Origin of the sequence: Halosimplex amylolyticum, assembly GCF_051414035.1 — an archaeon.
Taxonomy (GTDB): domain Archaea; phylum Halobacteriota; class Halobacteria; order Halobacteriales; family Haloarculaceae; genus Halosimplex; species Halosimplex amylolyticum.
Window position 1 is genome coordinate 1 of the sequence record NZ_JBLKNW010000017.1, and the last position, 23,406, is coordinate 23,406.

Here is a 23,406-nt window from a genome sequence, read left to right on the forward strand (position 1 = left end):
CCGAGTGGGGTCCGGATGAGGCTCGGATACCCGAGTCGAATCTGGGCTCCGCAAGGGGGATTAAGTCGTAACAAGGTAGCCGTAGAGGAATCTGTGGCTGGATCACCTCCTACTGACCGAGACCGGGGCGACGCCCCGGCTCACTTACGAAAGTCCTGTCCTCGTGGCAGGCACCCGGTGACACCCCGATCGTCCCGATCGGGCACCGACTGTCAAGGCTCACATTTCCCCTCACGGGGAAGACCGAGCAGGCAGCGCACCTCTTCGAGGTGTTCTCGGTTCGAATCCGAGTCGGTCAATACAGCGGGCATCGCGCCCGCAGAACATATGCACCATCCCGCGAAAGCGAGGTTGGGAAGGGTTCGATGCCGTCTCCGACGACCGCCGGAGGCGCGCGATGACGGCCGTGTGTACGTGCAATCCAGACGTCAACTGGATCCGTATCATCGGGATACGTGTATCCGACGAAGTGGCTACTATGCCACTCGGTGAATGGCTCGGCTCGAGTGCCGACGAAGGACGTGCCAAGCTGCGATAAGCCTGTGGGAGCTGCATGGAAGCGAAGAACACAGGATATCCGAATGGGAATCCCCTCTGCAATTGCTTTGCGCAATGGGGAACGCCGGGAATTGAAACATCTTAGTACCGGTCGGAAAAGAAATCAAACGAGATATTGTTAGTAACCGCGAGTGAACGCGATACAGCCCAAACTGAAGGCCTCACGGCCAATGTGGTGTATTGGGCCGGCGATCATCGTCCGAACCTTCTTGTGAAGTCTCCTGGAACGGAGCGCGATACAGGGTGAAAGCCCCGTAACGGGAAGTAGTACGACGTGAGCCGGTTCCGGAGTAGCGGGGGTTGGAAATCCCTCGTGAATATAGCAGGCATCTACTGCTAAGGCTAAATACTCCTCGAGACCGATAGCGAACAAGTAGCGCGAGCGAACGCTGAAAAGTACCCTCAGAAGGGAGGTGAAACAGGGCCTGAAATCGAGTGGCGATGGAGCGACGGGGCATACAAGGCCCGTTCGAAAACGACCTGTGGGCGACCACACAGTAGGACCGAACGGGAGCCGATGTTCCGTCGTACGTTTTGAAAAACGAACCAGGGAGTGTGTCTGTTTGGCGAGTCTAACCGGTTCATCCGGGAAGGCATAGGGAAACCGACATGGCCGCAGCGCTTTGCGCCAGGGCCGCCGTGTTCAAGCGCGGGGAGTCAAACTGACACGACCCGAAACCGGACGATCTACGCGTGGGCAAGACGAAGCGTGCCGAAAGGCACGTGGAGGTCTGCTAGAGTTGGTGTTTTACAACACCCTCTCGTGACCTACGTGTAGGGGTGAAAGGCCCATCGAGTTCGGCAACAGCTGGTTCCGACCGAAAAATGTCGAAGCATTACCCCTGCCGAGGTAGTTCGTGGGGTAGAGAGACTGATTGCGCGGACCGCCCTCGAGAGAGGTCGGCCGTGCTGTCAAACTCCGAACCTACGAACGCTGTGGACGCGGGGAGTTCGGTGCGCGGGGTAAGCCTGTGTACCGTGAGGGAGACAACCCAGAGTCGGGTTAAGGTCCCCAAGTGTGGACTAAGTGCGATCGAAGGTGGTCTCAAGCCCTAGACAGCCGGGAGGTGAGCTTAGAAGCAGCTACCCTCCAAGAAAAGCGTAACAGCTTACCGGCCGAGGTTTGAGGCGCCCAAAATGATCGGGGCTCAAGTCCACCACCGATACCTGACCGCAGATTTCAACTTCTGACCGTGTAGGTCGGCGTTCTGATCGGGTGGAAGCACGGCCGAGAGTTCGTGTGGACCGATTAGAAACGAAAATCCTGGTCATAGTAGTAGCGAAAGTCGGGTGCGAATCCTGACGGCCAAAAGAGCTAGGGTTCCTCAGCACTGTTCGTCAGCTGAGGGTTAGCCGGTCCTAAGTCTCACCGTAATTCGAATGGGACGAAATGGGAAGCAGGTTAATATTCCTGCGCCGCTGTTCATTGAAAGTCGACGCCTTGGGTTCACCTGAGCCGGGCAATCGCCCGGTCGACCTGTCCAACTCCGTGGAAGCCGTAATGGCACGAAGCGGACGAATGGCAGTATAGCGCAAGTCAGGCTACCCTGGGGCCCGTGAAAAGACGAGAACAGTGTCCGTACCGAGAACCGACACAGGTGCTCATGGCGGAGAAAGCCACGGCCTGTCGGGATCAATCGACGTTAGGGAATTCGGCAATCTAGTCCCGTACCTTCGGAAGAAGGGATGCCTGCCTCGGAGAGAGGCAGGTCGCAGTGACTCGGGGGCTCCGACTGTCTAGTAACAACATAGGTGACCGCAAATCCGCAAGGACTCGTACGGTCACTGAATCCTGCCCAGTGCGGGTATCTGAACACCTGGTACAACAGGACGAAGGACCCGTTAACGGCGGGGGTAACTATGACCCTCTTAAGGTAGCGTAGTACCTTGCCGCTTCAGTAGCGGCTTGCATGAATGGATCAACGAGAGCCCCGCTGTCCCAACGTTGAGCCCGGTGAACTGTACGTTCCAGTGCGGAGTCTGGAGACCCCCAAGGGGAAGCGAAGACCCTATAGAGCTTTACTGCAGGCTGTCGCTGGGACGTGGTCGCTACTGTGCAGAGTAGGTAGGAGCCGTTACACAGGTACCCGCGCTAGCGGGCCACCGAGGCATCCATGAAACACTACCCGGTAGTGACTGCGACCCTCACTCCTGGCGGAAGACACCGATAGCCGGGCAGTTTGACTGGGGCGGTACGCGCTTGAAAAGATATCGAGCGCGCCCCAAGTCCATCTCAGCCGTGTCGGAAACGCGGCGAAGAGTGCAAAAGCAAAAGATGGACTGACAGTGATCTTCCCAACGAGGATCGCTGACGTGAAAGCGTGGTTTAGCGAACCAATTCGCCCGCTCGATGCGGGCCATTGCTGACAGAAAAGCTACCTTAGGGATAACAGAGTCGTCACTCGCAAGAGTACATATCGACCGAGTGGCTTGCTACCTCGATGTCGGTTCCCTCCATCCTGCCCGTGCAGAAGCGGGCAAGGGTGAGGTTGTTCGCCTATTAAAGGAGGTCGTGAGCTGGGTTTAGACCGTCGCGAGACAGGTCGGCTGCTATCTATTGGGGGTGTCATTGGTATCTGACGGGAACGTCCGTATAGTACGAGAGGAACTACGGATGGTGGCCACTGGTGTACCGGTCGTCCGAGAGGGCGCTGCCGGGCAGCTACGCCACACGGGGTAACGGCTGAACGCATCTAAGCCGGAAACCCACCTGGAAAAGAGATACCGCCGAGGTCGCTCGTAGAAGACGAGTTCGATAGACTCGGGGTGTACGCACCGAGGCAACGAGGTGTTTAGCCCGCGAGAACTAACTGACCGAAGCCACCAATCATACCGCATTTGGATATACGGACCCGATGATTCGGGTCCAGGCGGAACCTGGATTGCACGTACATACGGTCGTCACATCGGATCACCGATAACTGGCGTTCCGGACACCTGTCCGGACGCGGTTCGATTCCGCGGATCGGCGTTAGGGCGGCCATAGCGGCGGGGTTTACACCCGTACCCATCTCGAACACGGAAGTTAAGCCCGCCTGCGTTCCGGCGAGTACTGGAGTACGAGAGTCTCTGGGAAACCTGGTTCGCCGCCTCCACTCATCTTCCGGCCACATCCGGCCGGGTTCACTACCCCCGACCAGTCTCAACGCTGGTCGGGGGTTTTCGTATTTACCGACGAGTGCCGACAGCGTCGTTCAGAGACTCGAACTGCGAGCGATGCGAATCGGCCCTCGCTCTCTCAGATTCCCCGCTGAAACTACTGCTCGTGATAGCGGTCGCGGTCGCAGACGAGCCAGCCGTCCTCGACGTCGAGCGGGGCGACCTGGAGAACGGTCTGTCGTGCGCGGTCGTCCTCGACCGTGTATCGGCGGTCGGTACCCGACTGGTGGACGTGATAGAGGAGGGACGCCTGATCGTCGACGACGAACACGTCGGGGTGGCCGCCCTGGTAGTCGTCGCCCGGCCGTGCGCCCGCCTCAGTGAGGAGATTTTCCGGCTGGGCGGTCCACTCGCGGCCGTCGGGCGAGCGGTAGACGCTCAGCCCGTCCCACGAATCTGTCAGCAGCCAGTAGCACCCTCGCCATTCGAAGACGATCGGCGCTTCCTGCGCCTGGTCGTCGAGAACGGGTGACTCCTGTGTACTCCAGTCGTAGAGGTCGTCGCTGTCGGCGGCGTAGATGTAGGAGTTGTCGGCCTCGTCCTTGTACCACATACGCCAGGTTCCGTCGTCGAGGCGGTGGACGTCGGCGTCGATGACGTACTCGGAGGTGAGCGAGAGCTGGCTCTGGACGGTCCAGTCCCGGCAGTCGTCGCTCGTACAGTGGACGACGTAGCGGGGCCCCTCCCACGCCTGCGGGACGCCGGGGAGGTAGCTGACGTAGAGGTGGTAGGTGCTATCGTGGTAGAGGATCTCGGGGGCCCAGTGAGTGTTGTGGCCGGGTTCGACATCGAGGTCGAGCGTCCCCCGGTAACAGAAGCGGCTGCTGTCGCTGGCAGTGGCGACGCCGATCTCCGAACCGTGGATCCACGCCTTGCCGGGCACGTCGATGTTCGACCGGCGCTGCGTGTAGAACAGCCACCACTCCTCGTCTTCGCGGTGCCACATGATCGACGGGTCCGCTGCGCCGTCGAACACCGGGTCGCGGAACAGCGGTGCGGGCGCGTCTTCGATCGCGAACGACTCCGGGTCGGGTGCCAGGGGATTCCACGCCATGTCTTCCGGGGTCGACCCCCTGGGTATGGAACCCTTCCCTTTCGGACGGCCTGTCGCGGGTTCACGTTACAGACCGTCGACGTCTTCGAGCGCCTCGGTCGCGACGTCGCCGAGCTCGCCGGCTTCGATGTGGGAGTAGCGCTCGCGGACCATCCCCTCGGAGTTGTCGAGGTAGCGGGCGGCGACGGTGTAGCCGAACGCGCGGACGAGGACCTCGCCCATCCCGCGGCGGCCGCCGTGGGGGGCGAGGTAGTCGTGTTTCGGGTGGTCGACGTCGATATCGGTCGCGCCGGTGAGCCGCCGGAGGACCGAGCGCGCGCCGTCGGTCGTCATCGAGGGCGGGGGGACGTCGTCGTCGAGGGCGAGGAGGAGATCGCGAGCGAAACCCTCCCGGCGCTCGTCGATGGCCTCCGGACGGAGGTCGCGGTCGGCCAGCTCTTCACGGACCAGCGTCGCGAGCGTCCGGTGGTCGAACGTCGGGAAGACGGGCCAGCGGTCGGAAGGGGGGTCGAGCAGGCGGCGGTAGGTGGCGAGCGGTCGGTGGACGGGGTCGGGGAGGCCGGTGGCGTCCCACTGCTGTTTCTTCCGGTAGACGGTCATCCGGCCGTCGTCGAGGTCGAGGTCCTCCCAGCGGACGCCGCGGCGTCGCGGGTCGTCCGGGTCGCGGAGGAGTTCGCCGACGCGGACGGCGGTGTACGCGAGGACGAAGACGAGAGCGCGGTCGCGGGCGGCGCTGATCGCCTCGTATCGCGCGCGCTGGCGGTCCGTCCGGTCGTACTCGGGGTCGGCGGTCCTGCTCCGCTGGCCGGCGAACCGCTCGACGGCCTCGCGGGCGCGCTCGTCGACGTGGCGCGTGAGGGCGTGGCGCTGCTCGGCGGTCCAGGCCTGCTGGTCGCCGGGTTTCCGGCCGTCGTCGTCGGGGAGCGGCGCCATCGCGCTCGCCCGCTGGGCGTAGTGGGCCTCCAGGTAGCCCTCGTTGACGCACCAGCCGCACCACGCGGAGACGTAGGCGTAGTACGTCCCGACGGTGTTCTGTTTCAGTCCGCGGTCGCCGGCGAGGTGGCGCGCGTACTCGCGGAAGACGCGCTCGTCCAGGTCGGCGAACGCGGGGTCGCGCTCGGCGTCGGCGGGAGTGACGCCGTCCCAGCCGTCGCCGCCGCGGTCGCCGGCGGCCCACTCGCGGAACCGGTCGAGTTCGCGCGCGGCGTTCCGGCGGTAGTTCCCGCCCTCGCCGCCGCGGCCCTTCCCCTTGTCCCGCAGGTAGCGGTCGAACGTCTCGTCGAGCGGGGTCGAGGGCGCGCGGCCGGCCATCGCTCACCGCCCCTCCCGGCACGGGGCGGGCGCGGCGCGCACGACCCCGGCGACCCGTGACGTCTGCGTGTCGTCCATTCGTCACGCACGGACGCGGGTCACCCTCTTCAAAGTGGTCGTGATTAGTCCTCGAAGGGCCGCCCAGCGCCGGTGGGAACCTCGTCGGCGCGCGTGACGACGTTGCCGCCGCCGACGTCTATCTTCTCAATCTCGCCGTCGGCTTCCATCTCCGAGAGGACGCGACTCACCTTCGATTTCGACCAGTCGGTCTCGTCGACGAGGTCCGCCTGGCGGATGCGGCCGTCGTGGTCGTCGAGGATCCGGCGGATCTGCTCCTCGTTGGAGAGCAACTCGAGGGGGACGTCGCGGGCCGAACCGTCGGGTTCGGACTCGTCGTTCTCGTCCGGTTCGGCCGACTCGCCGAGTCGCCCGGCGACGTCGACGGGGACCGTCGGGATCGACCCGTCGATCCGGACGTCGATCCCCCGGATCGACCGCGAGCGAGCCAGTCCGACGGTGCCGACGACGAGGACGAGCGCGAGGAGTCCGGCCGTGACGGCGACGAGTGGTAGGCCGCTGTTCGGGTCCACCTCGACGTAGTCGCTCTCGCCGTCCCCGTCGGAGTCGACTTCGTCGGGGTTGGTCCGGTAGTCGTTCACCTCGGCGCCGTCCCGGAGTCGGTCCCCGTCGGTGTCCTCGTTCGTGGGGTTGGTCCCGTACGTGTTGACTTCCTGCCCGTCGGTGAGGCCGTCGCCGTCGGTGTCGGCGACAGTCGGGTCGGTCTGGTGCTCGTGGACCTCGACGCCGTCCGGGAGGCCGTCGTCGTCGCTGTCCACTTCGGTCGGGTCTGTCCCGTACGTGTTGACTTCGAGCCCGTCCGCGAGGTCGTCCCCGTCGGTGTCCGACCGGAGCGGGTTCGTCTCGTGGTCCGCCGTCTCGGTCCCGTCGTCGAGCCCGTCGTCGTCCGAGTCGGCCGCGAGCGGGTCGGTCTCGTAGACGTTCACCTCGCGGCCGTCGTCGACGCCGTCGCCGTCGCTGTCGGCTCTGTTCGGGTTCGTCCCGAGCGCGACCTCCCGCGGATCCGCCAGCCCGTCGCCGTCGGTGTCGGCAGCGGTCGGGTCGGTCTGGTGCTCGTGGACCTCGGCGCCGTCCGAGAGGTCGTCCCCGTCGGTGTCTGCGTCGGTCGGATCGGTCCCGTACGTGTCGACTTCGAGCGCGTCTCCGATCCCGTCGCCGTCGCTGTCGGTCCCCCGCAGCTCGGACCCGAGCGACGCTTCGCGCTGGTTCGAGAGTCCGTCGCCGTCGAGGTCCCCCGATTTCCGGACCACCGCGACCGGCGTCGACGCGCTGGCGGTCCGGGTTCCGCCGGACGCGTTCCCGACGTATCCGCGAACCGACTGCGCGCCCGTCAGCTCGCTGGGCCACTCGTCGACGGACACCGTCACGTTCCGGGTCGCGTTCGCCGGGAGGCGGACGCGCTCGCACGCGAGCCGCTCCGTCCGGTCGCTCCGGTTCAGCGTCGTTTCGAGGCACGCGTCGCCGTCGTACGCGTCGGTCGTCGAGACGGTCACGGTGAACCGGTGGTCGGCCGATTGCCAGAGGAGCGGCTGCTGTCCGTCGACCGCCGCAGTCCCGTCCCCCGAGTAGGTGACTGCGTCGACGCCTGCCGTCAGCGCGGTCACGGGTCCACCCCCCAGGACGGACCCGACCGCCACCACGACGACCGCCACGATCAAGACGTGCCCGGAGTCGGTCATCCCTCGTCCGCCGCGGACGAGAGCACCGCGGTGCCGCCGGCGTTTTCGGCGTGCAATTCTAATATATTCAGTGACATATCGTCCGAGCGACGACCTCGGATAGCACTAGTCGGAATCTTGTTAGTTATCGGTTGGACGCCCTGTTCGATCATCTGTTCGATGTCCCCCTGAGTGTCATCGACGTCTCACTTCACACGGACGCGAGCGGGACACAAATAGCTGCGTATGTCACACGCAAGACGCCGGTATTATCGGTCGATCCCGCAATATATCGGCTAATACTTTTGAATACATCAGGTGTAAACGGATAAAACGAGTCGAACGAGCCGCAACTAAACGGAACGAACGCGGCGGACGCACGCAACGACTGTCCGGGTTTATGCTGTAATCGGGAGTGGGCTCTCACTGTAGAAGCGAACTAACAGAAATCCGTTGCGTTCGACCGTTCGGAGGCGACGCCGCCACGAGAGCGGCGCCGCTGTTCGCAGGGTCGAGCGACGACGAAATAAGTTAACTATAAATCATGTTACCTGATAGACAGCAGCTCGTAGCGGCAGCGCTGGTCGCAGGCATCGTCGTTTCAGTGGCGGCGTTCGCCGGCTCGGCGGCCGGGGTCGAGACCGCGGTCGAGGGACCCGACGAGGTGACCAAACCCGACGATTTCACGCTCACCTCGTCAATCGACATCCGTGACGGCGAGCGGGTCCCGGTCGAGAACTACACGCTCACGGTCCGGCCGGCCGGCGCCGAGGAGGGGCTTCGGATCACCTTCGCGCCGAACGGGACCATCGTCGGGACCGACCCCGAAGGCGGCGTCGTCGGCGAGGGCCAGATCAAGGTCGAACAGCTCCGGAAGAAAGCCGGGATCACCCCCGTCGACCGGAACGGCTCGTACGGCTACGGGTACGGCTACGGCTACGACGAACGGACTGGTGACACCACCGAGTTCGGCTACGGCTACGGCTACGCCGGCGACGGCGTCCAGCCGACGTTCACCTACGACGTCGAACTCCCGTCGACGGCGTTCAAGAAGGGCGAGTACGAGACGTTCCTGACGGTCAACACCGGAGACGAGACCGGGCTCTATCAGTCGAACGTCCAGTCGTTCAGCGTCGAGACCCGCGGGGACGACCGCCGGAAGGGCGGCGACGACCGCGGCGACAGGAGCCGAGACGATGACCGTGATGACGACCGAGACGGCGACGATCGGAAGGACGACCGTGACGGCGACGATCGGGAGGACGACCGTGACGGTGACGACCGGGATGACCGGGATGACGAGAGTGACGACGATCGAAGCGACGACCGGACAGACGGCACCGACGACGACGCGAGCGACGAAGGCAACGAGGACGAGGGAGACGACAACGCCGGCGAGCCGGGGCGCGACGACCCCGGTCGCGGTCGGTAGGCCCGCAGCATGGCATCGGAATACGGGTCCGTCGTCCGCGAACGCGTCCGGGCGACCGTCGAACGCACCTGGCGCGCGGCCACCGCCGACGACCTCCTCCACCACGGCGGCATCGTCGCCGCGGCGACGGTGATCAGCGGCGGCCTGAACTACGCCTTCCAGCTGTTCATGGGCCGCGCGCTCCCCCCCGAAGAGTACGGCGTGTTCGGCGCCCTGTTCGCGCTGTTTTACCTCGTGAACGTCCTCGGCAGGGGGATGCGTTTCAGCGCGGCGCGGTTCGTGGCCGAGTTCGACCGGCCAGCCGCGACGGCCGGGTTCCTCCGCGGCGCCCTCCTGCGGTCGCTGCTCATCGGAGGCGTCATCTTCGCGGTCCTGGCGGCGACGAGCGGCGCGGTCGGCGACTTCCTCGGCGTCGACCCGCACGTCGTCGTCGTCGTCGCCGTCACCGTGCCGCCGGGGCTGGCGCTGACGGTCACCGAGGGGACCCTCGACGGCCGCCAGCAGTTCCTCGCGCTCGGCGCGGTCCAGATACTCAAGGCCGCGTCGAAGCTCGTCCTCGCGCTCGCCCTGGTCCTCGCGGGTTTCGGCGTCGCGGGCGCGTTCGGCGCCGTCGCGGTCGCGCTCGGGCTGACGCTCGCCGTCGCGGCGGTCGCGCTTTTCCGACGCCTCGGGCCCGTCGATCGGACGGTCCCGTCGTTCGACTACGCCCGCGCGTACCGGTACAGTGGTCCGGCCGTGCTCGCGGGATTCTGCCTGGCGGTCCCGGCCAACGCCGACGTCATCGTCGTCAAACACGCCTTCCCGGCGACGGAGGCGGGGATGTACACCGCGGCGTCGGTCCTCGGGAAGGTCCTCATCTTCCTCCCGATGGGGATCAGCACGGCGCTGTTCCCGAAGGTCTCGGCCGACCACGCCTCCGAAGGGACGGACCGCCAGGGGTCGCTGCTGTCTCGCGGCCTGGCCTACGCCGCGGCCGTCGGCGGCGCGGGCGCGCTCGTCTACTGGGTCGCCCCGAAGGCGATCCTGACGCTGTTCTTCGGCGAGGCCTACGCCGCCGCGGCGCCGCTGTTGCGGTGGTACGGGCTGGCGATCGTCCCGTTCGTCCTCGCAGTGGTCGTCCTGAACTACCAGCTCGCCCGCGACCGGACGGCGTACGTCTACGCCTTCGCGGTCGGGAGCGTCGCCGAGATCGGCCTGCTCTGGACCGCCCAGTCGTCGATGCTCCGAGTCGTCCGCCTGCTGACGCTGGCCAACGTCGTCCTGTTCGCGGTCGGTCTCCTCGCGGTCCATTTCGAACAATGAGCCACACGTACACTTCCGACACTGACGCATCGCACGCCGGACGCGCCGACACCCGCTCGGTCGTCGTCCCGGTCTACGACGAACCGCCGGCGACCTGGTCGTCGCTGGTCGAGTCGCTCCTCGCGGCCGGCTGGGACGAGGTGGTCGTCGCCGTCGACCGGCCCGACGCCGAGGCGGCGCGGGCGGCGAGCCAGTTCGACCGGGTCGACGAGACCACCATCTCGATGTCGGCCGAGCGGCGCGGCAAGGGCGGCGCGATCCGCGACGGACTCGCGGTCGCCGACGGGGACGTCGTCGGCTACGTCGACGCGGACGGCGCCGTCGACCCGAACTCCCTCGCCCGCCTCTACCGGGCCGTCGAGAGCGGCGAGGCAGCCGTCGCCGTCGGGTCGCGCGACGCCGACGCGGCCGACCGCGACGGGCAGGCGCTCCACCGCCGCGTCCTCGGCGGCGGGTATCGACGGCTGGCCCGCCGCGTCACCGGCGTCGACGTGACCGACTTCCAGTGCGGCGCCAAGGCCTTCCGCCGCGAGGTCTGGGAGACCGTCGGCGACGCCGTCGTCGAGGACGGCTTCGCGTTCGACACCGAACTCCTCGCGCGCGCACACTACGCCGGCTACGAAGTGACCGAACGACCCATCGACTGGCGCGACCCGGGCGACAGCGACGTGAGCGTCGCCCGCGACGTGCCCGGGTTCGTCCGGTCGCTCGTGCGACTCGACCGGGAACTCCCCGCCGAACCGACCGACGCGGACGAGCCCGTCTCGCTCGCGCTGGTCACCGACCACCCGCCGAACTACGGCCACCTCGCGGAGTACGGGGAAGCGCTCGCGCGGGCGTACGCCGGCCGGGACGACGTCGAGCTGACGGTGTTCGCCCGGCAGGTCGACGACGACGTGCCGGGCGACGCCGCCGACGGCGACCGGGCCTACGACGTCGAACGCGTCTGGGAGCGCGACTCCGCCGCCGGCGCGTGGCGGCTCCTCCGCTCGCTGCGCGCGGGCGGCTACGACGCCGTCCAGTTCAACGTCCACATGACCTACTTCGGGTCGTCGAACGCCTACCGGTTCCTCGGGCTCTCGCTCCCGGCGCTGGCGCGCCTCCGGCTCGACTGTCCGGTCGTGACGACGCTGCACGACATGCTCGAAGTCGTCGAGGACGAGCGCGTCGCCGAGGACGTCAGCGCGATAGAGAAACTCGGCGCCCGCGCCGCGACGCAGGTCGCGCTGTCCGCCGACGCGACGACGGTCACCGCGGAGTCCTACCGGGAAGCCGTCGAGGAGCGCTACGTCGCCGACGGGGTCGTCCACGTCCCCCACGGGACCTTCGCGCGCGCGGACGGGGGCGTGCCCAGGGCGGAGCCACCGCTCCGCATCCTCCAGTTCGGGTTCCTGGGCCCGACGAAAGACGTGGAGACGACGGTCGAGGCCTTCCGCGAGGTCCGCGCCGAGCACCCCGACGCGGAGCTAGTGATCGCCGGCGACTCCCACCCGGACTACCCCGGCTACCGCGAGGACCTCCAGGAGCGGTTCGGCGACGAACCGGGCGTCCGCTTCACCGGCTACGTCGACGACGACGAACTCGACGACGTGTGGCACGACGCGTCGCTGGTCGTCATGCCCTACCGGACGTGCACCGGCGTCAGCGGCGTCTTCCAGCTGGCCAAGTCCTACGGCAAGCCGGTCGTCGCCTTCGACAACGACGGGATGCGCACCTCGACCGTCGAGACCGGCGGGACGGCGTCGTTCGTCCCCCCCGAGGACGCGGAGGCGCTGGCCGACCGCCTGCTCGACCTGTGGGCCGAGCGCGACCGACTGGACGAGATGGCGCGGACGAACGCCGAGGCGGGCGACGACGTGCCGATGACCGAGACGACCGAGCGGATGCTCGCGGCCTTCGTCGAACACACCGACCTCCCGGGCGAGCGCGTCGAGGTGGTCACCGGTGAGTGACCGCGAGCTGGCGACCGGCCGGGACGCGTTCCGGCGACTGCGGGGGACCGCCTGTCCCCGTCCGTCCTGCGACGGGCAGGTGCGCGCCGACGAGTACAAGGGGTCCGACGCGCTGCTCTGCGAGGCGTGTTCGACGCCGATCCTCCGGCTCTGCGGTGACAGATGAACGACGGCGACGCACCCGACGGGAGCGCGACCGGTCGCCTGCGCGGCGGGGCCGGCGCGGCCGCCAGACGAGTGGTCGAGCGACTGCCCGACGGCGTGAAACGCGCGCTGGCCGGCCCGTACAACCGGGTCCAGACCCGCCGGGCCGACCGGGCGTTCCGCCGCCGCGAGCGCCCGACGCTCTCGCCCGCCGCCGACGCGCCGCAGCACGTGGTCTGCGTCGTGGTCGACGCGCTCCGGGCGGACGCCGTGGACGACCGCGTCACGCCGTTTCTCGCCGACCGGACGGTCGCGCGGGCGGTGACGCCCGCGCCCTGGACGTTCCCCGCCGTCACCTCGCTCGTCACGGGGCGGTATCCGCACGAACACGGGTCGATGCGCCAGTCCGACGCGGCCGACCGGGGGGCGACGGATCTGGTCGTCCCGCCGACGCTGCCCGACGAGGAGGTGACACTGCCGGACGCGTTCGCCGCGGCCGGCTACCGGACCTACGGCGCCTTCGCGTTTCACATGCCCTTCTTCGCGCTCGGCGGCCGCTTCGAGCGCCACGCGCTGTACGACGACGCGCCCGCCGACGCGGTCCTCGACGACTTCACCGACTGGTTCGACGGCCACGCCGACGAGCGGACGTTTTCGTACCTCCACCTCGGAGACCTCCACGAACCGGTCGACCCGCCGGCGGCCTACTGGTCGCGCCACGACGTGGACCGGTCGATCGACGGGATCCGCCGCTGGCGCTACGAGCGCGACCCCGACCCGGGACCCGACGGCGAGCGCTACCGGGCCCACCGACGCCGGCTCTACCGCGCCGCCGCCGACCACGTCGACGACCGACTCGCGGCCCTGCACGACCGCGTGACCGGCCGCGACGACGTCGCGCTGGTGGTCACGGCCGACCACGGCGAGGCGCTGTGGGAACACGCGCCCCTCGACGCCGAGCGGTTCGCGGACTCGCGCCCGGCCCACGGCGTCGACCACGGCGGGACCCCCTACGAATCGGTCGCGCGGGTGCCGATCGCGGTCGACGGGCTCGACAGGTTCGACTCCGACCTCGGCTCGGACGCCGACCGCAACGGCGGCCGACCGTCGCTCGTCGACCTCGCGCCGACGCTGCTGGACGCGCTCGGCCGGCCCGACGCGCTGTCGACGACCGGCGTCTCCCTCCGCGACGGCGTGCCAGCCGACCGGATCCCGCTGGTCGAAGCCGCCCGGTACGGGCACGAGAAGAAGGCGGTCTACCTGGACGAGTGGAAACTCGTCGTCTCGCGCGGCGACGACGAATCGGTCGGGTTCACCCTGCCCGAGGAGACGCTGGCTGATCTCCCGGCGGACGCGGAGAAACGCCTGTACGACGCGCTCCCGGCGTGGCCTGACGGGGAATCTCCGGAACGACACGTCTCGGGGATGGCCCAGCAGCGACTGGAGGACCTCGGCTATGTCTGAGGGGCGGGCCGACCGGCCGCGGATCCGCGCCGGCCTCGGCAGCGTCGCGACGGTGGCCGTCGCCGTCGCGCTCGCGCTCTCGCCCGTGACCCCTGTCCTCGGGAGCGCGGTGACGAGTGGCCCGCTGGCCGGGTCGGCACTCGCGAGCACCGGGCAGTCCGGGGCGACGGCCGTCGACGGCTGTACCACCATCTCGTCGGCGGGGACGTACGCGCTCACCGCGGACGTCCAGACGAACGCGACCGGCGACTGCATCCGGATCACGGCATCGGGCGTCGTCCTCGACGGCGCGAACCACACCCTCTCCGGCCCGTGGGACCACGGCGACCCGTACTCCGCGGGGGTCAACGTGACCGCGCGGAACGTCACCGTCACGGACCTGCGGGCCACCGACTTCGCGCGCGGCGTCACCGCCACCGGCGAAGCGAACGGGCTCGTCGTCGAGCGCCTGACGGTCGAGAACGCGTGGTTCGGCGTCCTGCTCGGCCGCAGCGACGGTCTCGACGACGGGGTCGTGACCGGTTCCCACATGGACGGCGTCCGCGTCGGCGTCCGCATCAGTGCGTTCGGCGCGAACAACACGGTCTCGAACAGTTCCGTCGGGTTCTCCCACCAGCGCGACGTCCTGCTGCTCGCCGGCGCGACCGACAACGAGATCCGCGGGAACGACGTGACGGAGATCTTCCTCGAGGGCGCGTCGGCGAATCGCATCGTCGACAACGACGTGGCACAGGTCCGCTTCGTCGGCGCCGACGACAACGTGGTCGCCGGGAACGACGTCGGCCCGTCCGGCATCGACATCCGGAGGGGAGGCGACGCGAACACGATCCGGAACAACGTCGTTCTCGGCGGCGTCGACGCCATCCACGTCCGGGATTCGAGCGGCACCCGGATCGTCGAGAACACCGTCCTGAACGCCTCCGACTGGGGGATCCAGATCAACGACGCGCCGAACACGGTGGTCCGCTCGAACCGCGTTCGCGGACACCTCATCGGCATCTCGGTCACCGGAACGGGCCCGGTTCGCGTCCGCGACAACACGGTCACGAACAACTCCGACGCCGGCATTCGGGTCGGCAGCGCCGCCGACGTTTCGGTCGTCGGGAACGACGTGCGGAACGTCTCCGACCCCTACGGTCCCGGTTCGAGGCCGGCCAACAGCGGCGTCGAGGTCGGGTATTCCGAATCGGTCGTCGTCCGCGACAACGACGTCTCGACCGTGCGAAACGGCGTGGTAGTCTGGAGGTCGGCGGACACGCACGTCGCCGGGAACCGCGTCACGAACGCCAGCTTCCACGCCGTCTGGGTCGACGACGCGACGAACGTCACCGTCGCGGACAACGAGCTGCGGCGGAACATGGCCGGCGTCCACGGGTCCGACTCCACTGCCCTCCGGTTCGTGAACAACACCGTCGCGAACAGGAGCAACTACGGGACCACCGTCTACCACTCGCGCGACGTCACGATCCGGGACAGCCGGATTGTCGGGAACAAGTACGTGGGCCTCCGGCTCCGGAACGTCACCGACGCCAGGCTCGACGGCGTGGTGGTCCGCGGCCACTGGCGGCTCGGCATCCGAATGGGGACGCTCACCAACGTCACCCTGCGGAACGTCGAATCGACGGACAACGGGAACGGCATCCGCGCCAGGCGCGCCGAGAACCTCACGATCGCGGACACCGTGGCCACCGGCAACGTCGGCTACGGGATCCTGGTCCGACGCGCCGACGCCCCGACGCTGCGCGGGAACGAGGCGAGGTTGAACAACTACGGCCTCCGCCTCGCGAACGCCACGAACGCCTCGGTGTCCGACACGCTCGCCGACGCCAACGCGAACGCGGGCGTCCTGGTCCGGTCGACCGACGGCGCCCGGCTCACGAACGTCACTGCGACCGACAACGACGGCGCCGGGGTCCGGTTGCGCCGCGCGAACCGGACCACCGTGAGCCGGGCCACCGTCGACGACAACTACTGGGGCGTCCGCGTCACCGGCGGCCGCGACTCGGCCGTCCACGACGTCTCCGCGTCGCGCAACCGCTACACCGGCGTCCGGCTGTTCGAGGCCACGAACACCACGGTCGACGGTGCGGAGGCCGCCGAGAACAACTTCGGCGTCAAGGTCGTCGCCTCGGCGGCGCCGACGGTCAGGAACCTCACGGCGAACCGGAACGACAAGGCCGGGATGCGCGTCGACGACGAGACGTGGAACGGCCGCGGCGACGCGCGCGTGTCCGCCCTCCGACTGCGCAACGTCACGGCGCGGGACAACCGCCGCACCGGCATCCGCGTCGACGCGACGACCGGGCTGGACGTCCAGACGGCCGCGGTGTCGGCCAACAACAAGGGAATCTGGGTGAGCAACAGCGACGTCGTCGGCCTCGACGAGCTGACCCTGGGCGACCAGACGGGGTACCCGCTCATGGTGGTCAACGGGACCTCCGTCGAGCACGCGGCGAACCTCACCCTCGCCGACGGGACGACGCTCGACGTCTCGGGGAGAGACTTCAAGGTCCGCACGCTGGGGCCACAGTACCGACCGGCGGAGCCGGACGGCTACGGCAACGTCAGCACCTGGGCGGTCGTCGAGCAGACGGACCCCGAGGCCTCGGCGGTGGTCGCGATGGACTACACCGACGCGGCCGTCGACGAGGCGGGCGTCGACGAGTCGACGCTCCGCCTCTGGCACTACGACAGCCGCGCTGAAGAGTGGACGAAATACGACGGAAACAACTCGGTCGATACGATGACGAACACTGTCTCAGCATCGATAGATGCCTTCGGAACCGTGGTACCGCTCGGCGAACTGACGAACACCTCGACCGCTTCCCTGACGGTCGCCGCACCCGCGAAAGGGCCGGCGGCCGCCGGGGCGGGCGTCGACCTGACGGTCGCACCGCCGCCGGCAGTCGGAGCGGTGACCTCCGGGACGATGGTCGCCGAGGCCGTGGCCGCCGGGGAGGTGCCGGGATGAAAGTCTGCACCGTCGGCCTCGACGGCGCGACGTGGGACCTGCTCGACCCGTGGCTCGACGACCTGCCCACGATCCGGTCCTTCGCGGAGACGGCCCGCGGTGACCTCCGCAGTTGCGTCCCGCCGCTGTCGATCCCGGCCTGGAAGTGCTTCTCGACGGGGATGCACCCCGGCGACCTGGGCGTGTTCACGTTCGTCGAGCCCGACTTCGCGGACGAGCGCTTCGAGACGGTCAGCAGCGAGACGTTCACCCACAACGAGATCTGGGACTACCTCGGGGAGGCGGGCCACCGGAGCGCGGCCATCAACATGCCCAGCACCTCGCCGCCCCGTGACATCGACGGCTGGATGGTGAGCGGGCCGTTCTCGGACGCCGACGACTTCGCCCGCCCCGAGTCGCTCCAGGAGGAACTGGCCGGCGACTACACCGTCCTCCCGGACTACTACCTCTCGCGGGACCCCGCGGACCTGACGGCCGCCCGCGACAGCGTCCGCGACAAGTTCGACCTGGGTCTCCGCCTGTCCGCCGACGCCGACTACGTCCACCTGACCGTCTACGTCACCGACACCGTCCAGCACACCGAGTGGGACTCGCCGGTGTGCAAGGAGTTCTGGGAGGCCGTCGACGCCGAACTGGGCCGGTTCGTCGACCGGCTCGGCGACGAGTGGAACGTCGTCCTGCTCTCGGACCACGGCTTCGGCCCCTCCGAGGGGCGTTTCTACCTCAACACGTGGCTCGAAGAGCGGGGGTACATGAACTACGAGGGGAGCTTCGACCTCGGCGACGCGGTCGGGGCCGTCGGCCTCGACTACCAGACGATCTACGGGATGATCCACCGCCTGCGCCTCGACGGACTGTTGCGGACGGTGCTGCCGAGCAGCCTCCTGCTCCGGATCGCCCGGCAGATGCCCGGGAATCGGAAGTTAGAGGGGACCCAGGACAAGCTCGACTGGGACTCCGACGCCATCGCGCTGGCGCCGCTGATCTACACGAAGACGCCGGGGATCGCCGACGACATCCGCGACGACCTGCTGGCGCTGACCGACGACAGCGGCGAGGAGGTCGTCGACGAGGTCCACTACGGCGCGGAGCTCTACCCCGACTGCGACGTGCGCGTGCCGGACCTGATCGTCGAGCACACCGACTACGTCATCAGCGACATCGTCAAGCCGGGGACGGTCTTCGAGTACGACCTCGAGGGCGACATGATCGCCCACCACCGGCCGACGGGCATCGTCGCCGCCCGCGGCCCGGACGTCCACGAGGCCGACCTCCAGGGCGCCCGGCTGTTCGACGTCGCGCCGACGGTCCTCGACGGGTTCGGCGTCGACATCCCCGAGGAGATGCGCGGGCGGAGCCTCGGCCTGCTCGGGCGGGAGAGCCAGCGGGAGCCGGTCCCGGTCCGCCGCGACACCGAGCGCGTGATCGACCACGACGAGGCGGTCGAACAGAAACTGGAGGACCTCGGGTACCTCTGATGGCACGACGCGCCAGCGACTTCCGCGCCCGGATCGCCGCGGCCGTCGCCAGCCGCGGGACGCTCCCGGCTCACGCGGCCGGCGTGGCGCTGTTCGCGCTCGTCTACGGGTTCGTGGTCCGCGGGCTCGCCGTCGGACAGCTGTACGCGTTCGGGGACTTCGCGCCCTTCTACGGGGCGCGGGCGTTCGAGAAGTTCACGAGCACGTGGCACGCGGGCGGGCTCGGGTTTCCGTACGTATACAACGTCCTCCCAGCGTATATAGGCGCGATCACCGCCGCGGGCGGCGCGCTCGCCCAGAACGCGTTCTACCTCGCGCTCGTCCCGGCCGGGTTCCTGACGTTCTCGGTGTTCGTCGGTCGGTTCGTCGACTCGCTGCTGGCCCGGTACCTCGCGGCCGGCGTGTACGCGATCAACCCGGTCACGGTCGGCGAGTTCGTCAACGGCGGGATCGCCGCCCTGATCGGGTTCGCGGGCCTGCCGCTCGTCCTCCACTACCTGTGGCGTGTCGTCGAGCGCGACGACTCGCTGGACGCCCTGAAGGCGGGCATGGCGTTCGGGGCGACGACGGTCACGCCGTGGCTGGGCTTCTGGATGGTCGGCCCGTTCGCGACCTACCTCGCAGTGCGGGCCAGGCGGTCACCGTGGACGCTCGCGCGGCTGGTCGCCGCCGGCGTCGTCGGCGTCGTCCTCGCGCTGCCGAACGTCCACCACGTCCTCCAGCGCCTCGGCGGGATCGACACCGGACGCGACGTGCTCGTGCGAACGCTCCGGTGGAACTACGCGTACGCCGACCCGCTGACGGTCGCACGGCTCGCGGGCAACCGCGGCATGCTCGCGCTCAACCAGCTCGGGTACAACACCGAGCCGGCGATGGCGGTCGGGCTGGTCGTGCCGGCGGTCGGCCTGCTGGCCTGGCGGCGCCGGGAGCTGCACGTCTTCTACGCGGTCGCGGCGAGCGTCGTCGCGTTCGTCGTGCTGACCGCGGCGGGCGCCACGTACGGCCTCTTCGAGGCGGTCCCGCTGTTCCTGACCGTACGGAACCCCGTGAAGCTCCAGTATCCGTTGTTGATCTCGCTGAGCGTCCTCTTCGCCGCCGGGACGGAGACCGCGCTGGCGGACGACCGCGTTCGGACGGACGCATCCGCGCTGTCGTTCGGGGCGGCGCGACGCCACAGGACTGACGGGGGTCGGGACCGACTCCGTCGAGTAGTGATACTCGGTCTCCTCGTCCTGGCGCTGGGCTCCTACGCGATGCCCGCGGCGGGCGGATTCGGCCTCGAACAGGTCCGCGGCGACGATTACGCCGTCGACGCGGGCTACGAGCGCGTCGCCGACGACCTCGACGGGCGCGCCCTGTGGCTGCCCTACGGGTACACGACGCAGTTGCACCTGCGACACGCCTACCCGAACCACGTGGGGATCCGCAGCGGCGGCTCGCTCCACGGGATCCCGAACAACGACTACGTCTCCGACCTCTTCCGGGACGCGGCGGCCGGCAGACCCATCCACGACCGACTAGACGACCTCGGCGTGCAGTACGTCGTGGTCGAGTCCGACCCGCCGGCCGACTACGGCGAGGGGTCGCCCCGCGTCGTCCGGCGCTGGGGCACCCCGTGGCTGACGGGCGACCCCGACGTGTTCGCCCAGCGGCTCCGGGCCTCCGACGCCTACGAACGCGTCGAGCGCCGCGGCGAGTTTACGGTGTTCCGCGTCGCGAACGTCACCGAACGCGACCGCGCCGTCGAGCGCGAGGGGCTCCACGTCGTCCGCCCGCCGACGAACCGCTCCGTCGAGACGGTCGGCGACAACGAGATATCGAACCCCGGGTTCGACGACGGGACGGCGGACTGGTGGCTGCCCCCCAACGTCACCGGGCGAACGGCGCGGCTCGCGGACGAGAGCGGCGGCAACGACGGGGGTGCGGTCGCGCTGTCGGTCGACGACTCGGCCGACCGCCTGCCGCTGGCCCAGGCGGTGTCGGTCCGCGAGGGGCGCCCCTACCGGCTGTCCGTCGAGGCGACCGGGTCGGGCACGGTCCGCGTCGTCCACTTCGACGGCGCGCCGAGCCCGGAGAACCGGACCGGCGACCGAGTCCTGTCGGTCGACGAGGCGCCGACGACGGTCGCCGCGCGCGGCGACACGCTCGCGATCCGGGTGTTCCCGAACGCGTCGAGCGAGGTCGTCGTGGAGCGGGTGACGCTCAGGCGGACGACGTATCCGCCGGCGACCGGCGCTGGGGCCGCCGATAGCGTGCCCGGCGTCGCGGTCGTCGACCCCGCGGAGGCCCCGCCGAACGCGACCGTCGTCGCCGCGAACCTGAACGCCTCCGCGGCCGAGCGAGTCGGCGCCGACGTACGGGTGATCGACGCCGAGACCCTGGTCGCCGGCCCGCTCGTCTTCGACGACACCTACCGACAGGGGGTCGCGGTGCGCCTCGACCGCGAAGAGCGGCCGGCGAACGTCCCCGACGACGCGCGCGCGGTCACCCACGACACCGCCGAGGGGCGCGTCGTCGACTACTGGGTGGCCGGCGCGTTCGACGAGACGCCCGTCACGGTCGTCCGCACGTCCTACCACGAGGGATGGACCGGCCCGGCCGACGCCGAGCACTTCCGGGCGCACGGCTGGGCGAACGGGTTCACCGACGCCGAACCCGGCGAGATAACCTGGTCGGGCGGCGACGTCCGGTCGCTCGTCGTCCGGGCCTGGGCCGGCGCGTGGCTCCTGGCGCTCGCCGCGCTCGCGCTCGTCGACGGCTATCGCCGGGCCGAGCGGTGGCGCGACGACGGGGGCACCCACGCGCTGCAACCGCAATGACGGTCGACAGCGCGTCCGGCGCCGCGACGCCGCGGGAGCGGGCCGCCGCTCTCGTCGAGCGCGCCGCGACGCCCGACGCGCTCGCGGCCGCGTACTTCCTCGCGCTCGGGCTCGCCGCCTTCCTCCCGACGCTCGGCGGGGGGTTCGTCCTCCGGCTCGACATGGTGTTCGCGCCCGACGCCGCGTACCTCCAGTTCCTGCTCGACGAGAAGGGGCCGCTCTACTACGGACGGCTCCCCGTCGCGGCGCTCCTGGACGCCCTGACCGTCGTCGTCCCCGACTGGGTCCTCCAGCGGCTCGTCCTGGTCGGGATCGTCGCCGGCGCCGGCGGCGCGGTCTACGCCGCCACCGACGACCTGGGGTATCGCGCCCGGCTGTTCGCCGGGACGCTGTACGCCGTCAACCCGTTCACGTACGTCCGGGTCCTCGCCGGCCAGTGGTACTTCCTCTGCGGATACGCCGCCCTCCCGCTCGCGGTCGCGTCGTTCGACGCGTACCTCGCCGGCGAGCGCGAGCGACCGTACGCGGCGGTCGGCTGGGCGACCCTGGTCGCCGTCTTCGACCCGCACGCTGCCGTCCTCCTGGCCGTCGCGGGCGTCGCCGTCCTCGCCGGCGCGGCGCGACGGCGCGGCGCCGTCACCCTGCGTCGGACGTCCCGGTACGGCGCGCTCGCCGTCGCCGCCAACGCGTTCTGGCTCCTGCCGGCCGGGGCCGCGCTCGTCGCCGGCGACTCCCAGCTATCGACCGTCGACCGCGCGGACCTCGTCGCGTTCGCCAGCGACGGCGTCGTCGCCGGGAACGTGCCGCTGTCGGTGACCATGCTCTACGGGTTCTGGCGGGGCGGCTACGTCTATCCCGTCGACGTCCTGCCGTTCGCCCTGGTCGCCGCGCTGTTCGCGGCGGTCCTGTTCGCGACCGCGCTCGGGTGGGTCGTCGGCGACGACGCGCTCGGCGACGGCCTCGCTGCCGCCGGCGTCGTCGGCGTCGCCCTCGCGGTGGGCGTCACGTCGCCGGTCACGTCCCCGCTGGTCACCGCGCTGGCCGATACGCCCGTCGGTGCCGGGATGCGGGAGACGGGCAAGTTCGTCGGGCTCGCGGCGCTGAGCTACGCGATACTCGGCGGTCGCGGCGTCGACTCCCTGCTGGCCGGCGTCACCGACGCGATCGACCGGCGACCGGCGCTCACCGCCCGCATCCCGGCCGTCGAGGGGGAGACCGCGCGGGCGGCCCTGGGCGTCGCGCTGGCGGTCGCCGTCCTCCTCGTGCCGCTGGCGTACGCGTTCCCCATGGTCGCCGGCTTCGGCGGGCAGCTCTCGACGGCCGAGTACCCCGACGAGTGGGCCGCCGTCGACGAGCGACTCGACCGCGCGAGCGGCCCCTCCCGGACGCTGGTGCTCCCGTGGCACCAGTACCAGCGCTTCGACTGGGCGGGGGGCACCGTCGCCAACCCGGCGCCGCTGTACTTCGGATCCGGGACCGTGAGCAGCCGCGACCCCGAGATCGGCGTCGGGAGCCAGGCGACCGACCCCGCCCACCGGCGCGTCGGCCGACTCCTCGACGGCGACCGCGAGCAGTTCGGCCGCGCCGTCGCGCCGCTGGGGGTCGAACACGTCCTGCTGCTGAAGACCGCCGACCACGGCCGGTACGACTTCCTCCGCGACCAGCCCGACCTGTCTGTCGTGACCGAGACCGACGAACTGGTCCTGTTCCGCAACGAGGCGTTCGACTCGGTGCCGCCGCCCGCCGACTGGCCGCGCGCCGGCCCCCGAGTCCCGCTGCGGGCGCTGCTGGCGGGTACGCTCGTCTCCCTCGGCGCGGTCGGCGCCGTCGCGGCGCGTTCGCGGAACCGCCCGTCGACCCTCCGGCAGGAGTAGCTCCTCGCCCCGGGATCACTCGGCGCCTCCGCGACCCCTGTTTCCCGGCTCGTCCCCCGGGGAAACCGTCGATCTCTGCGACCGTCGAATTCGCGCGTCACCGACGGGAGCCGGTCGACGAAAAGTGGTCGTGATTATCAGAGTAATCGAGA

General features: G+C 69.3%; 12 protein-coding genes and 3 rRNA genes. 12 read left to right on the forward strand and 3 right to left on the reverse strand.

Annotated elements, in window-relative coordinates; all coding sequences use genetic code 11:
* The 3 genes from ACMGFE_RS25830 to rrf form a co-directional block, all read left to right on the forward strand.
* Positions 1 to 111: ribosomal RNA gene (locus ACMGFE_RS25830) — 16S ribosomal RNA — on the forward strand; the annotation flags it as partial.
* A 353-nt stretch (positions 112 to 464) separates the two neighbouring features.
* A 23S ribosomal RNA gene (locus tag ACMGFE_RS25835) occupies positions 465 to 3,387 on the forward strand.
* A 143-nt stretch (positions 3,388 to 3,530) separates the two neighbouring features.
* Positions 3,531 to 3,653: ribosomal RNA gene (gene rrf / locus ACMGFE_RS25840) — 5S ribosomal RNA — on the forward strand.
* 161 nt (positions 3,654 to 3,814) lie between these two features.
* Here rrf and ACMGFE_RS25845 read toward each other — a convergent pair.
* The 3 genes from ACMGFE_RS25845 to ACMGFE_RS25855 form a co-directional block, all read right to left on the reverse strand.
* Complete coding sequence (locus ACMGFE_RS25845; protein WP_436928148.1) at positions 3,815 to 4,771, reverse strand: family 43 glycosylhydrolase; 957 nt, start codon at positions 4,769 to 4,771, stop codon at positions 3,815 to 3,817.
* Positions 4,772 to 4,837: 66 nt separating this feature from the next.
* The gene (locus ACMGFE_RS25850) at positions 4,838 to 6,082 is read right to left on the reverse strand and encodes a tyrosine-type recombinase/integrase (RefSeq protein WP_436928149.1); all 1,245 of its coding nucleotides are present in this window, start codon (positions 6,080 to 6,082) and stop codon (positions 4,838 to 4,840) included.
* A gap of 122 nt (positions 6,083 to 6,204) precedes the next feature.
* Complete coding sequence (locus ACMGFE_RS25855; RefSeq protein WP_436928150.1) at positions 6,205 to 7,839, reverse strand: helix-turn-helix transcriptional regulator; 1,635 nt, start codon at positions 7,837 to 7,839, stop codon at positions 6,205 to 6,207.
* Positions 7,840 to 8,362: 523 nt separating this feature from the next.
* On the opposite strand from ACMGFE_RS25855, the gene ACMGFE_RS25860 reads away from it, so the two are divergent.
* The 9 genes from ACMGFE_RS25860 to ACMGFE_RS25900 are packed head-to-tail and all read left to right on the forward strand — an operon-like array spanning position 8,363 to position 23,254.
* Positions 8,363 to 9,250 carry a hypothetical protein gene (locus ACMGFE_RS25860; protein WP_436928151.1) on the forward strand — a complete coding sequence of 296 codons (888 nt, stop codon included), beginning with the start codon at positions 8,363 to 8,365 and terminating at the stop codon, positions 9,248 to 9,250.
* Positions 9,251 to 9,259: 9 nt separating this feature from the next.
* Positions 9,260 to 10,552: a lipopolysaccharide biosynthesis protein gene (locus ACMGFE_RS25865; protein WP_436928152.1), complete on the forward strand. Its 1,293-nt coding sequence runs from the start codon at positions 9,260 to 9,262 to the stop codon at positions 10,550 to 10,552.
* Positions 10,549 to 12,504 (forward strand): glycosyltransferase, encoded by a 1,956-nt coding sequence (locus tag ACMGFE_RS25870; RefSeq protein WP_436928153.1) that lies wholly within the window; start codon positions 10,549 to 10,551, stop codon positions 12,502 to 12,504. Before ACMGFE_RS25865 ends, ACMGFE_RS25870 begins: the two co-directional genes overlap by 4 nt.
* Positions 12,497 to 12,670 carry an HVO_A0556 family zinc finger protein gene (locus tag ACMGFE_RS25875; RefSeq protein WP_436928154.1) on the forward strand — a complete coding sequence of 58 codons (174 nt, stop codon included), beginning with the start codon at positions 12,497 to 12,499 and terminating at the stop codon, positions 12,668 to 12,670. Before ACMGFE_RS25870 ends, ACMGFE_RS25875 begins: the two co-directional genes overlap by 8 nt.
* Entirely contained in the window at positions 12,667 to 14,112 is a 1,446-nt protein-coding gene (locus ACMGFE_RS25880; RefSeq protein ID WP_436928155.1) for a sulfatase-like hydrolase/transferase, read from the forward strand. The genes ACMGFE_RS25875 and ACMGFE_RS25880 overlap by 4 nt, the downstream gene beginning before the upstream one ends.
* A complete protein-coding gene (locus ACMGFE_RS25885; RefSeq protein ID WP_436928156.1) occupies positions 14,105 to 17,083 on the forward strand; it encodes a right-handed parallel beta-helix repeat-containing protein in 2,979 nt (992 codons plus the stop codon). The genes ACMGFE_RS25880 and ACMGFE_RS25885 overlap by 8 nt, the downstream gene beginning before the upstream one ends.
* Positions 17,080 to 18,561, forward strand: coding sequence for an alkaline phosphatase family protein (locus ACMGFE_RS25890; protein ID WP_436928157.1), 1,482 nt, complete (start codon positions 17,080 to 17,082; stop codon positions 18,559 to 18,561). Before ACMGFE_RS25885 ends, ACMGFE_RS25890 begins: the two co-directional genes overlap by 4 nt.
* Entirely contained in the window at positions 18,561 to 21,380 is a 2,820-nt protein-coding gene (locus ACMGFE_RS25895) for a putative glycosyltransferase family protein (protein ID WP_436928158.1), read from the forward strand. Before ACMGFE_RS25890 ends, ACMGFE_RS25895 begins: the two co-directional genes overlap by 1 nt.
* On the forward strand, positions 21,377 to 23,254 hold the full coding sequence (locus ACMGFE_RS25900; RefSeq protein WP_436928159.1) for a hypothetical protein: 1,878 nt from the start codon (positions 21,377 to 21,379) through the stop codon (positions 23,252 to 23,254). Before ACMGFE_RS25895 ends, ACMGFE_RS25900 begins: the two co-directional genes overlap by 4 nt.
* Positions 23,255 to 23,406: the final 152 nt, after the last annotated feature.